14 protein-coding genes are annotated in these 12,713 nt (G+C 63.4%); all 14 read right to left on the bottom strand.

Annotated elements, in window-relative coordinates:
- Nucleotides 1-3: 3 nt before the first annotated feature.
- A complete protein-coding gene (gene metK / locus AC27VQ_RS04280; RefSeq protein ID WP_488715353.1) occupies nucleotides 4-1,242 on the bottom strand; it encodes a methionine adenosyltransferase in 1,239 nt (412 codons plus the stop codon).
- Nucleotides 1,243-1,436: 194 nt separating this feature from the next.
- Nucleotides 1,437-1,856, bottom strand: coding sequence for a helix-turn-helix domain-containing protein (locus AC27VQ_RS04275; RefSeq protein ID WP_117367725.1), 420 nt, complete (start codon nucleotides 1,854-1,856; stop codon nucleotides 1,437-1,439).
- A gap of 147 nt (nucleotides 1,857-2,003) precedes the next feature.
- Nucleotides 2,004-3,590 carry an apolipoprotein N-acyltransferase gene (gene lnt / locus AC27VQ_RS04270; RefSeq protein ID WP_488715352.1) on the bottom strand — a complete coding sequence of 529 codons (1,587 nt, stop codon included), beginning with the start codon at nucleotides 3,588-3,590 and terminating at the stop codon, nucleotides 2,004-2,006.
- A gap of 117 nt (nucleotides 3,591-3,707) precedes the next feature.
- Complete coding sequence (locus AC27VQ_RS04265) at nucleotides 3,708-4,859, bottom strand: hemolysin family protein (protein ID WP_313531221.1); 1,152 nt, start codon at nucleotides 4,857-4,859, stop codon at nucleotides 3,708-3,710.
- Between the two features lie 13 nt (nucleotides 4,860-4,872).
- Nucleotides 4,873-5,379: an rRNA maturation RNase YbeY gene (gene ybeY / locus AC27VQ_RS04260; protein WP_488715351.1), complete on the bottom strand. Its 507-nt coding sequence runs from the start codon at nucleotides 5,377-5,379 to the stop codon at nucleotides 4,873-4,875.
- Between the two features lie 71 nt (nucleotides 5,380-5,450).
- A complete protein-coding gene (locus tag AC27VQ_RS04255; RefSeq protein ID WP_488715350.1) occupies nucleotides 5,451-6,503 on the bottom strand; it encodes a PhoH family protein in 1,053 nt (350 codons plus the stop codon).
- Between the two features lie 27 nt (nucleotides 6,504-6,530).
- Nucleotides 6,531-7,922, bottom strand: a complete 1,392-nt coding sequence (gene miaB, locus AC27VQ_RS04250; RefSeq protein WP_488715349.1) for a tRNA (N6-isopentenyl adenosine(37)-C2)-methylthiotransferase MiaB — start codon at nucleotides 7,920-7,922, stop codon at nucleotides 6,531-6,533.
- A 39-nt stretch (nucleotides 7,923-7,961) separates the two neighbouring features.
- The gene (gene olsA, locus AC27VQ_RS04245) at nucleotides 7,962-8,750 is read right to left on the bottom strand and encodes a lyso-ornithine lipid O-acyltransferase (RefSeq protein WP_488715348.1); all 789 of its coding nucleotides are present in this window, start codon (nucleotides 8,748-8,750) and stop codon (nucleotides 7,962-7,964) included.
- Between the two features lie 40 nt (nucleotides 8,751-8,790).
- Nucleotides 8,791-9,216 carry a Fur family transcriptional regulator gene (locus AC27VQ_RS04240; RefSeq protein WP_117367711.1) on the bottom strand — a complete coding sequence of 142 codons (426 nt, stop codon included), beginning with the start codon at nucleotides 9,214-9,216 and terminating at the stop codon, nucleotides 8,791-8,793.
- Nucleotides 9,217-9,253: 37 nt separating this feature from the next.
- Entirely contained in the window at nucleotides 9,254-9,748 is a 495-nt protein-coding gene (locus AC27VQ_RS04235) for an N-acetyltransferase (RefSeq protein WP_313531231.1), read from the bottom strand.
- 4 nt (nucleotides 9,749-9,752) lie between these two features.
- The gene (gene tsaB / locus AC27VQ_RS04230; protein ID WP_488715347.1) at nucleotides 9,753-10,394 is read right to left on the bottom strand and encodes a tRNA (adenosine(37)-N6)-threonylcarbamoyltransferase complex dimerization subunit type 1 TsaB; all 642 of its coding nucleotides are present in this window, start codon (nucleotides 10,392-10,394) and stop codon (nucleotides 9,753-9,755) included.
- 30 nt (nucleotides 10,395-10,424) lie between these two features.
- Nucleotides 10,425-10,994, bottom strand: coding sequence for a NifU family protein (locus tag AC27VQ_RS04225; RefSeq protein WP_257949585.1), 570 nt, complete (start codon nucleotides 10,992-10,994; stop codon nucleotides 10,425-10,427).
- A 96-nt stretch (nucleotides 10,995-11,090) separates the two neighbouring features.
- Nucleotides 11,091-11,582: a universal stress protein gene (locus tag AC27VQ_RS04220; RefSeq protein WP_313529862.1), complete on the bottom strand. Its 492-nt coding sequence runs from the start codon at nucleotides 11,580-11,582 to the stop codon at nucleotides 11,091-11,093.
- A 36-nt stretch (nucleotides 11,583-11,618) separates the two neighbouring features.
- Complete coding sequence (gene trpS, locus AC27VQ_RS04215; RefSeq protein ID WP_488715346.1) at nucleotides 11,619-12,686, bottom strand: tryptophan--tRNA ligase; 1,068 nt, start codon at nucleotides 12,684-12,686, stop codon at nucleotides 11,619-11,621.
- Nucleotides 12,687-12,713: the final 27 nt, after the last annotated feature.

Genomic DNA, 12,713 nt, shown 5'->3' with positions numbered 1-12,713 from the left:
GTCTCAGTTCTTCACGGCGTCCTTGAGGGCCTTGGCGAGATCGACGCGCTCCCAGGAGAACGAGCCGTCGCGGCCGGCCTTGCGGCCGAAATGGCCGTAAGCGGACGTTTTGGCATAGATCGGCTTGTTGAGGTCGAGATGACGGCGGATACCCGACGGCGATAGGTCCATGACCTTGCGGATCGCGGCTTCCACGGCGTCTTCGCCGACCTTGCCCGTGCCGTGCAGATCGACATAGACCGACAGCGGCTGGGCGACGCCGATGGCGTAGGACAGCTGGATCGTGCAGCGATCGGCAAGACCGGCGGCCACGACATTCTTGGCGAGGTAGCGCGCGGCATAGGCGGCCGAACGGTCGACCTTGGTCGTGTCCTTGCCGGAGAAGGCGCCGCCGCCATGCGGGGCAGCACCGCCATAGGTATCGACGATGATCTTGCGACCGGTGAGGCCGGCGTCGCCATCCGGGCCGCCGATCACGAACTTGCCCGTCGGGTTGATGTACCAGACGCAATCGTCGGCGATCTTGATGTCGTGCAGGGCTTCGCGGATATAGGGTTCGACGACCTGACGCACCTTCTTGGAATCCCAGCTGTCATCGAGATGCTGGGTGGAGAGCACGATGGAGGCGACGTCGGCCGGCTTGCCGTCGACGTAGCGCACGGTCACCTGGCTCTTGGCATCGGGGCCGAGCTTGCCGGCATCGCCCTCGCCCTTCTTGCGGGCATCGGCGAGGAGCTGGAGAATACGGTGCGAATAATAAAGCGGCGCCGGCATGAGTTCCGACGTTTCGCGGCAGGCGTAACCGAACATGATGCCCTGGTCGCCGGCACCCTCGTCACCCTGCTTGTCTGCGGCGTTGTCGACGCCCTGGGCAATGTCGGCGGACTGCGAGTGCAGGAGCACGTCGATCTTCGCCGTCTTCCAGTGGAAACCGTCCTGCTCGTAGCCGATGTCGCGGATCGCCTTGCGGGCGGCCGACTTGAACTTGGAGGGATTGATGACGTCCTTGCCGTCCTTGTCCTTCTTCAGGAGGCTCGGCGGCAGGCGCACTTCACCGGCGATGACGACGCGGTTCGTCGTCGCAAGCGTCTCGCAGGCAATACGGACCGACCACGGATCGACCTTCGACTTCACGGCTTCGCGATAGACCAGATCGACGATCTCGTCGGAGATACGGTCGCAAACCTTGTCCGGATGGCCTTCGGCGACGGACTCGCTGGTGAAGAGATAGCTGCTGCGCATGCGGGAATTCCCCTCAAAGAAAATGGACTTCGACGTTGTTATTCAGTTCATCGGGGAAAGACAAGCACACAAGGACATAAGAATGTCTTTATGTCCCGGATTTCCGGGCGATCCGCCCCGTCGAAAATCAGGATACGCAACGGAAAAGGGCGGCCTGCCCGCCGCCCCTTCATCTCATGCAACAATGGATGGGATCACTCGACTTCGGCTTCGGCGGCCAGCGCCTTGACGAGATCGACAAGCTTGCGGCGCACCTTGGGATCGCCGATCTTCACGAAGGCGCGGTTGAGCTGCAAGCCCTCGGAAGAAGACAGGAAATCGACCACGTAATTGGAGCTCGACGCCTCGGCGAGGCCGGCCTGAGCATCCGACTGATCGCCCGGCGCATCCTCGAAGAAGAAGGAGACGGGTACGTTGAGAATGCTCGAAATGTTCTGCAGCCGGCTGGCGCCGACGCGGTTCGTGCCCTTCTCGTATTTCTGAATCTGCTGAAAGGTGATGCCGAGGCTTTCGCCCAGCTTCTCCTGGCTCATGCCAAGCATGGTCCTGCGAAGCCGGATCCGGCTTCCGACATGAATATCTATCGGATTCGGCTTCTTTTTGTTTTCCATCATCACTTTCGTCCTAACGCGGAATGGCCCCACCCTTCCGGCAGCCTTAACGAAGACTTAACGTCACGTTGTATGCGCAACCTCTTAAAGGCTACCACAATACAGGAGAACGGCCGGCGGGTTGCACTATGCTATTTTAGGGGTTTTGGGTCAATTCATCCTGTTTCTAAAACCAATACGAGAAATCGCCGCGGCCGCAAATAGAACAGCAAGCACGGCTAGAAACGACCAAACCTGCCGTTTCACCTTGTCGGCAACCTGAATTCTTCCCGGGAGAGTTGCATCAACAAATCCGGGCGTATCATATGATATACCCGTTACGATAGTCCCCCGACTGTCCACCACGGCCGAAATGCCGTTATTGGCGGCGCGAATCAGTGGCAGGCCGCGCTCGACGGCGCGCAGGCGCGCCTGCAGGAAGTGCTGGTAGGGGCCAGGCGTGTTGCCGAACCACGCATCGTTGGTAATGTTGAGCAGCGCCGCGGCCTGTTCTGCCGCGTCATTGATCTCGGACGGGAAGATCGCCTCGTAGCAGATCAGCGGGTAGAAGCCCTTGCCGGCGGCGGTCAGAAGCTGGTGCTCCCGGGCGGCGGAAAAGCCACCGGGCATGGCCGCGACGGCCGCAACGCCGAGGCTTGCGAAGGCATCCTCGAAGGGCATGTATTCGCCGAAGGGCACGAGATGCACCTTGTCGGCGGCGGCGATGATCTGGCCTTTGCCGTCGATGACATAGATGGAATTGTAGTAGCGCGGCGCCTTGCCGGAGCCCGCACTTTCCGTACGCACCGCGCCGGCAATCAATATCTGGTCGTCCTCGAGCACATCGGCAATGCGCACCAGCGCGTCGGGATTGTCCGTGAGGATGAAGGGAATGGAGGTCTCCGGCCAGACGACGATATCGGGCCGTTTGCCGCTCTCTGCGGGTTTTTCGGCGCTCAGCTTCAGATGCTTTTCAAAGATTTCGGCGCGGGCGGAATCGTCGAGCTTCAGCGCCTGATCGATGACCGGCTGGATGAGGCGCACGACGGTGGCCTCGCCCTGCGGCGGCGGGACAAAATGAAGAACGTGGTAGCCGTAGCCGATATGGGCGGCAAAAAGCAGCGTGGCGAGCGCCAAGCCCGGCATGCGGCCGCGCCGCGTACCGATCAACGCCGGGGTGGCGAAAACGAAGACGGCGAGTGCATTAATGGAAGCGATGCCGAGAACGCTTGACGACTGCATGAGGAGCGGCACCGGCATGGCGCCGTAGCCGACCGCATTCCAGGGAAAGCCGGTGAAGAGCGTGCCGCGCAGCCATTCCCCCACGCCGAAGGCGAAGGCAAGCGCGGCGATGCGCCCCATGCCATCCGACCAGAGGAGACGCGCGATGGCGGCGGCGAGGCCATAATAGAGCGCGAGGAACGCCGGCAGGCCGAGAACGGCGAGTGGCACCGCCCAGGCATAGTCGTCGGCCTCCACCAGAAGCGCATTGCCGAGCCACCAGAGCCCGCCGACGAAATAGCCGAAGCCGAAGAACCAGCCGATACGGAAAGCGGGCGCGAGACGCCTGATGAAACCGGCTTCTGGCGCAGCACTTGCGCCGTCCAGCAGCCAGACGAGCAGGGTGAAGGATACGAAGAGCGCAGCGAAGAAGCCGAAGGGCGGCAGCGCCAGCACCCCGATCAGACCCGCGAAAAATGCCACAAGCGCCCGTCTCGTCCCAGACAGGAGCATGACCGTGCCCGCGAGCCGCTCCATGCCGTCCCCTTTTTGATGTCCCCGAATCAGCCGCGCCAGTCTTCCAAAAAACCAACGCCTTGTCCTGCCGTAACACAGGACAAGGCGCAGATCATTTTAGGGATCAGGCAGATGGCGTCAGTCGGCGTTCGCCTTGCCGGTCTGCTGTTCAAGTGTCTGCTGACGGTCGGCGGCAGCATTCGTGCCTTCGCCTTCCGGCCGGCGCTCGCGGCGGCGTACCGAGCCAGCGCGTTTGCGGGTGACGCGCACGCGCTTGACACGGCGCGGATCAGCATCAAGCACGTGGAATTCGAAGCCCGGCACTGCCTGAACGACCTCGCCGCGCACCGGAATGCGGCCGAGCGACGCAAAGATCAGACCGCCGAGCGTATCGGCATCCTCGAGCTGTTCACGAATGTCGAAATCCGGACCGATGGCTTTGGCCAGCTCTTCCAGTTCTACACGGGCGTCGGCGATGAAGACGTCGTCGCTGACGCGCTGGATCATCGCCTCCTCGTCGTCATGCTCGTCCTCGATATCGCCGACAACCATCTCGACGATGTCCTCCAGAGAGGCGAGACCATCCGTGCCGCCATATTCGTCGATGACAAGCGCCATCTGCGTGCGGTCGGCCTGCATGCGCGCCATCAGGTCGGCAGCCAGCATGGACGGCGGCACGAAGAGAACCTGACGGATGATGCCGGCTTCGGCGACGGTTTTCGACAGATCGACGCGGCCGAGGTCGAATTCGGCTTTTGGCGCACGGGCCGGCTTCTCGCCATTGGCGGACGCGGCCTTGGCGCCGTTGCGGCGCTTGTTGCGGGCCTGCTTGGTAACATAGGCAAGCAGATCGCGGATGTGTACCATGCCGCGCGGATCGTCGAGGCTTTCATTGTAGACCGGCATGCGCGAGCGGCCGGAATCCTCGAAGATCACCATCAGCTCGGCGATCGTGATGTCCTGATCGACGGCCTCGATATCGGCGCGCGGCACCATGACGTCCTCGACCCGCACTTCGCGGAAGCGGAGAATGTTGTGCAGCATGGCCCGTTCTTCGGGCAGGAAGGCCGGCTCGCCGCCGGTGTCTTCCGTCATCAGGGCCTCGGCGAGGTCCTTGCGCAGCGTGGAGGCACCCGTCATGCGCCAGAGCCGAGTCGCGCGGGACCAGAAGGATGTCCGGCCGCCGTTCTCCTGCTTCGGCGCGCTGCTACTACTGCCCGCCTCGTCCTGACTTGAGGCGTCCGCCTCGTGCTTTTCCGTCGTTGCCGACTGATTTCTGAAGTCGCTCATTGGTCCAAACTGGTTAATCGGGGTCATCCCCGTAGGGGTCAGATAGGCCAAGCCCGGCAAGAATGCGAGTCTCGAGCCCCTCCATTTTTTCCGCTTCCTCGTCGTCCATGTGATCATAGCCGAAGAGATGCAGAAATCCATGCACCATCAGATGCGTGAGATGGTCGTCGAAGGACTTGCCGAGTTCGCCCGCCTCGCGGGTCAGCGTCTCCTCAGCGAAGATGATGTCGCCGAGCATGGGACCCGGCATTTTTCCCGGCGTTAGCGGAAAGGCGGGGAAAGACAGAACATTGGTCGGCTTGTCCTGGCTGCGCCATTCCGCATTGATGCCGCGGATGTCAGCGTCATTGGTGAAGACGAGGGAAACCTCGGGCGCGCTGGTCTTCGGGAAAGGCTGCTTTTCCGTCTTGCGCAGATAGTCAACGGCTGCACCGAGCACGCGCTCGCTCATGTCGGCAAGGCGCTCTTCGGAGGGCCATTCGCCCTCCTCGATGGAAATCTGGATATCAAGTTCGCTCATTAGATTTCTTTTTTACGCAATTCCGAACGCAAAACCGCTTCACACTTTTGCTGGAATTGCTTGTCGACCGCTCAGCGGTCGGTCTGCTCGCTTTCGTCCTGCACGGCGGTCGTCGCCTCATAGGCCCGGACGATGCGGGCGACCATCGGGTGGCGCACCACGTCGACATCCTTGAAGCGCACAACCGAGACGCCCTCGACCCCCTTGAGGATCTGCAGCGCCTCGACGAGGCCGGATTTCACGCCGCGCGGCAGGTCGACCTGGCTCGGATCGCCCGTGACGATCATGCGGCCGTTTTCACCCAGACGCGTCAGGAACATCTTCATCTGCATCGACGTCGTGTTCTGCGCCTCGTCGAGGATGACGGCGGCGTTGGCGAGCGTGCGGCCTCGCATGAAGGCGAGCGGTGCGATTTCGATGACGTTGGCGGCGATGGCGCGCTCGACCTTGTCGCCCGGCATCATGTCGTAGAGCGCGTCATAGAGCGGGCGCAGATAGGGATCGACCTTTTCCTTCATGTCGCCGGGCAGGAAGCCCAGACGCTCGCCGGCTTCGACGGCCGGGCGCGACAGGATGATGCGGTCGACCGCGCCGCGCTCCAAAAGCTGGGCGGCATAGGCGACGGCAAGATAGGTCTTGCCCGTACCGGCCGGGCCGACGCCGAAGACCAGCTCGGACCGTTCCAGCGCGCGGATATAGGTATCCTGCGTCGGCGTGCGGGCGGCGATGGTCTTCTTGCGGGTGGAAATCTGCGACATGGAGAGCTTGGCCTTGCGCTCCATGGTCGGCAGCGAAAGCTGGTCGTCGGCGGCAATCGCCATGCGGATTGCGCCCTCCACGTCGGACAGCTCGATCGAGCCGCCCTTTTGCAGGCGGTCATAGAGATAATCCAGGGCGCGACGGGCCTGGCCGGTGGCGACCACATCGCCGGAGATGGAAACGGAATTGCCGCGCGCCCGCGCATCGATATGCAGGCGCTCTTCGAGCAGCTTCAGATGCTGATCGAACTGGCCGAAGAGCTCGCTTGCGTATCGATTGTTTTCGAACGTGAGCACGAATTGATTTACGTCGGTCTGGTTCTTCGACTGGCGCGGCGAGGACGTCATCAGTTCGTGTCCGTTCAAGCGGTCAAGCTCCTTGCGATCCGCCCGTCACCCGATCGCTTCCGCGAAGAGGCTGTTGGGCCCGGCATCGGTGATTCGTACCCGTATAATGTCACCGATTTCCGACGCTTTTGCATCAACATTCACAGGCTGAAGCCAGGGCGAGCGGCCGACGAGCTGGCCGGGCATGCGGCCGGGCTTTTCCAGAAGCAGGTCGATCTCCTTGCCGATACAGCCCTTGGCGAATTCGCGCTGCTGGCGAAACAGCAAAGCCTGCAATCTTTCAAGGCGTTCGGCCTTCATATTCTCCGCCACATGACCCTCCATCTCTGCGCCCGGCGTGCCGGGGCGGATGGAATATTTGAAGGAAAATGCCTGTGCATAACCGACCGCCTCGATGAGACGCATCGTGTCTTCGAAGTCCTGGTCGGTCTCGCCGGGGAAGCCGACGATGAAATCGCCCGAAATGGCGAGGTCCGGCTGGACGGCGCGGATGCGCGCGATCAGCGCGATATATTCGGCCGCCGTGTGGCGCCGGTTCATGGCCTTGAGGATGCGGTCGGAGCCGGACTGCACCGGCAGGTGCAGATAGGGCATCAGCTTGGGCAAGTCGCGATGTGCCGCGATCAGCCGGTCGTCCATGTCGCGCGGATGGCTCGTCGTATAGCGCAGGCGCGCAAGGCCTTCGATCTCGGCAAGACGACAGAGCAGATCACCGAGGCTCCATTCGGCCCCATCCGGACCGAGGCCGTGCCAGGCATTGACGTTCTGGCCGAGCAGCGTGATTTCGCGCACGCCGCCCTCGACGAGGCGTTCGGCCTCGGTGACGATCTGCGCAACGGGGCGGGAAACTTCCGAGCCACGCGTATAGGGCACCACGCAGAAGGTGCAGAACTTGTCGCAGCCTTCCTGCACGGTGAGGAAGGCGGTGACGCCGCGGGCGCGGGTCTTTGCCTTTTCCGGCGCGGGAAGATGCTCGAATTTGTCTTCGATCGCGTAATCCGTCTCGACGACGCGCTCGCCGCCCTTGGCGCGGCGCAGCGCGTCCGGCAGGCGATGATAGGTCTGCGGGCCGATGACGAGATCGACGGCGGGTGCCCGGCGCAGGATTTCCTTGCCCTCGGCCTGCGCGACGCAGCCTGTGACGCCGATCACCATATCGCGGCCGTCCTTTGCGCGCGCCTTCTTCATCTCGCGCAGACGGCCGAGCTCGGAATAGACCTTTTCCGCCGCCTTCTCGCGGATATGACAGGTGTTGAGAAGAACGAGGTCTGCCTCCTCCAGCACGTCCGTCGCCTGATAGCCGTCCTTCGACAGCGCATCCGTCATGCGCTCGCTGTCGTAGACGTTCATCTGACAGCCGTAGGTCTTCACGAAGACTTTGCGGGTGTTCGGCGTGGCCGCCGGGGCCTCGGGCAATGGAAGGGACTGTTCGCTCATGGCCGCTTCCATAGTGGAAATATGCCGGAATTTGAAGCTCTATCTGCCACGCAGCCGCGCGCCCAGCATGGCGCGGATGCGCGTCTCGACTTCGCGGCTCACCTGCTTGCGATTGCTCGCCCGCGAATACTCGACCCGCTCGCCAAAATCGACATCGACGTCGACAGCCCCCTCGCGCATCACGCCGAGCAGATGCGGCCCGAGTTCGATATCACCCGGCCAGGCGGCGAGCGGCCGGTGGAAGCGGCCCATCGCCATGCCGTGCACGCCCGTATAGGCGATCGAGACCGGCTGGATGAACACGACGCCATCGGGAGCATGCGGCACGGCGGAGGCGGCGGCGCCGAACAACGAGGTCTTGATTTCCATGAGGCGGTTGCCGTCGGAGGTCGTTCCCTCGGGGAAGAGAACGATGATCTCGCCGGCCGTCAGGCGCTCGGCGATCTCGTTCACCTGATCGCCCGTCTTCTGGCGCTGCTCGCGCTCGACGAAGATCGTCGCCTGCAGGCGGGCGAGCAGGCCGAAAACCGGCCAGCCGCGCACCTCGGCCTTGGCGATATAGGCGACGTCGGCCACCGAGCCGAGCACCAGGATATCCTTCCACGAGGCATGGTTTGCCGCCAAAAGCAGCGGGCGCTTCGGCTCCGGCGCGCCATGCACGCGCACGCGCAGGCCCAGTACCCAGCAGGCGACACGATGCCAGAGCCGCGGCAGGCGGCGGCGGATTTTCAGGTTGAAACGCAGGCCGATTAGCTGGACCGGCAACAGGAGGAGCGTGACCGCAAGAAGGACGATGGCGCCGAAAGCAATGCGCAGCCAGGTGATCAAGGCATCACCGGCGGGCGTTCACAAGGCGAAATAATCCACCTCACTCGCCCTCCTTGAGCGGAATGCCGTAGAGTTCCAGCCGGTGGCCGACGAGCTTGAAACCGTGCTCGCGCGCGATGCGTTCCTGCAGGGCCTCGATCTCGGGCGAGTGGAACTCGATGACCTGCCCGTGTTTCAGGTCGATCAGATGGTCGTGATGTTCGTCCGGCACCGTTTCGTACCGCGAGCGGCCATCGCGGAAATCATGCCGTTCGATGATGCCGGCATCCTCGAAGAGTTTGACGGTGCGGTAGACGGTGGAGATGGAAATGCGCGAATCGACGGCGGAGGACCGGCGATAGAGTTCTTCGACATCGGGATGATCGGCGGAGGATTCGAGCACGCGCGCGATCACCCGGCGCTGCTCGGTCATGCGCATACCGCGCTCGACACAAAGCTCTTCCAGCGATTTTTCCGCGTCCGCCATCCCGTCTGCCCTTCTCTTGTCGCCCCCCGATAGGGGACTAGCGAAGATCGCGCCGCATGACAAGCGCCGCCGAGCGGCTGCCATCGGCGGCGGCATAATAGGCTTTGCGCTCGCCGGCCTTGAGGAAGCCGAGCTTGCCGTAGAGACCACGCGCGGCGTGGTTGACCTCGTCGACCTCGAGGAAAATGTCTTCGGCGCCGCGCATCTTCGCCTCGCGCAGTGCCGCCAGCATCAGGCGCCAGCCGAGGCCGGAGCGGCCGAAGCGCGGATCGACGCTGATCGTCAAGATTTCCGCCTCGCCCGCCGTGGCGCGGGCCAGAACGAAGCCGCCGGCGGTCCGGCCGAGCCCGCCCTGCTTCAGCGCCAGAAAGCCGAAAACCGGGTCCTGCGACAGCAGCGAATGGAATTCGCCGTCGTTCCACGGCTGAGGAAAACGCAACTGATGCAACGTCGCCGCGAGACCGGCATCGGCGGTCTCCAGCGGAAAGATCTCGAAGATGGGCTTGCGGGTGAAATAGTCGCTCAGGGACATGGCATCAGGCTCGGCGGATCGCGAAACCCGCCTGCGGCTTGGCATCGGGACCGCGCAGATAGAGCGGCTTCGGCAGATGGTTTTGTGGATCGAGGCGGGCACCGAGGCGCGCGACGGTGGTAGTGGAAACGCCGTCCGTCTCCGCAATCGCGCCCTCGCGCAGCAGGGCCGAAGCCGAACCGATAATATTCCCGTCATGCGCCAGCGCAATGGCGCGCGCGTCTTCGACACTGGCGATGGCCGGCGGCGTGGCTTCGCTGCCATCGGCCGCAAACGCCTGCCAGTAAACCTCGTCGCGCTTGGCATCGATGGCCACCAGCAGCGGGCCTTGACGATCCGCGGCCAGCGCCGAGAGTGTGCTGACGCCGACGGCGGGGATGCCGAGCGCCAGTGCCAGGCCGCGCGCGGCAGCGACGCCGACGCGGATGCCGGTGAAGGAGCCGGGGCCGATGGTGACGGCGATACGGTCGATTGCGGGAAGGTCGAGGCCGGCGGCGGCGAGCGCGCCGTCGACGAAGTCCATCAGCCGCTCGGCATGGCCGCGGCCGATATCCTCGCCGGCAGCGCCGAGCACGACATCCCGATTGGAATCATAGAGGGCAGCCGAACAGGCGGCGCCCGCCGTATCGATCGCGAGGACGATCATGCCGGGCACCTGCGATGGGCGGAGCGGGCCTTATACGACGGCTTCAACTTCCTGCACTTCCGGTACGAAATGGCGAAGAAGGTTCTGTACGCCGTGCTTCAGCGTTGCCGTCGAGGACGGGCAGCCGGAGCAGGCACCCTTCATGTTGAGATAGACGACGCCGTCGCGGAACCCCTTGAAGGTGATGTCGCCGCCGTCCTGCGCCACGGCCGGGCGCACGCGCGTGTCGAGCAGTTCCTTGATGGTGGCGACGATGGTCTCGTCACCCTCTTCGAAGAACTCGCCCTCGTCCTCGTCGCTGCCGCCGAGCGCGCCGCTGGCGAGAATCGGCTGGCCGGACATGAAGTGTTCCATGATGTTGCCGAGGATCGCCGGCTTCATGTGCTGCCAGTCGGCGCTGTCCTTGGTGACGGTGATGAAATCGTAGCCGAGGAACACGCCGGTGACGCCGGGCACGCCGAACAGGCGGGCGGCGAGCGGCGAAGCGGCGCGCGCTTCCGTCTCGTCGCGGAACTCGGCGGTGCCGGTTTCGAGCACCACCTTGCCGGGCAGGAACTTCAGGGTCGACGGGTTCGGCGTCGATTCGGTCTGGATGAACATGGTCGTCTCCGTCCGGCCAGGCGTCTTCGTCGGCCAAAATCTTAGAATGGTTCAAAAGAAGATAGGCGTTTTGCCGCCGCTCTTCAAGACCGCAGGTCAGCTCAGCGCGTCCAGTTCCTCGTCGCTCAGCTGGTCCGGGATGACCGTGACGGGGATCGGGAAGGCCTGTGCGCGGCTGGCAAGCGAACTGACCAGCGGTCCCGGCCCTTCCTTGGCCGAACCGGCGGCCAGAACGAGGATCGCGATATCGCGGTCTTCCTCGATCAGGCCGTTGATCGCTTCCGAGGCGACGCCCTCGCGGATCACCGTTTCCGGCTCGATGCCGATGGCTTCGCGCAGCGCCTGCCCCGCCTTGGCGAGCACGGCTTCCGCTTCGTCGCGCGCTTCCGCCCGCATGATCTCCTCGACCCCCAGCCATTGCTGAAAATCGCCATTGGCGATCACATAGAGCAGAACCACGGCGCCGTTGGAATTCTTCGCCCGCATCCCCGCATAGTGGACGGCGCGCTGGCATTCCGGCGTGTCGTCGATAACAGCCAGAAATTTCCGGCGGTGGCCTTCCATACGGGAAAGTCGTCGAGAAACCATACGGCCCCCTTCTCTCAAAGACGTTTCGAGGCGACCTTACTGCACAAAACCGATGATGTCGCGGACTTCCTTCATGGTTTTTTCGGCCCGCGCCCGCGCCCTCTCGCCGCCGTCCCGGAGGATCGCGTCGATATGGGTCGTGTCGTCCATCAGGCGGCGCATTTCGTCGGTGATCGGCGAGAGAACGTTGACCGAGAGATCGACCAGCGCCGGCTTGAAGGCCGAGAACTGCTGGCCGCCGAATTCCGAGAGCACCTCCGCCTTGGTCTTGTCCGACAGCGCGGCATAGATGCCGACGAGGTTTTCGGCTTCCGGACGGCCCTTCAGGCCTTCGACTTCGCTCGGCAACGCGTCCGGGTCAGTCTTGGCCTTGCGGATCTTCTTGGAGATCGTGTCGGCATCGTCGAGCAGGTTGATGCGCGAGAGATCGGACGCGTCCGACTTCGACATCTTCTTCGTGCCGTCGCGCAGCGACATGACGCGCGGCGCCGGGCCGCCGATCAGCGGCTCGACCATCGGGAAATAGGCATGAATCGGCTCTTCGCCGACGACGATATCGACGCCCGTGCCGGCATTGCGGATATGATTGCCGAAATCGATGTTGAACTTCTGGGCGATGTCGCGGGTCAGTTCCAGATGCTGCTTCTGGTCGTCGCCGACGGGCACATGCGTCGCGCGATAGACGAGAATGTCCGCCGCCATCAGGCTCGGATAGGCGAGCAGGCCGAGCGAGACCTGCTCGGCATTCTTGCCGCCGGTCTTGTCCTTGAACTGGGTCATGCGCTCCATCCAGCCGATGCGCGCCACGCAGTTGAAGATCCAGGCGAGCTCGGAATGCTGCGGCACGGCGGACTGGTTGAAGACGATGTGCTTCTTCGGATCGATGCCCGAGGCGATGAAGGCCGCGGCGATCGAGCGGATCTGGTTGCGCATGTCCTCATGCACCAGCTGCGCGGTCAGCGCATGCAGGTCGACGACGCAGTAGATGCAGTCGTTATCGGCCTGCAAAGCCACGAATTTGCGGATCGCGCCGAGATAGTTGCCGAGGTGGAGATTGCCGGTCGGCTGGACGCCGGAGAAGACGAGAGGCTTGAATGCGCTCATGACGATGTTCCTTCAGGCGGGTGGAGG

It is taken from the genome of Shinella sp. 20P9.1.1 (assembly GCF_057798995.1).
This window is presented reverse-complemented; position numbering and strand designations above follow the sequence as displayed.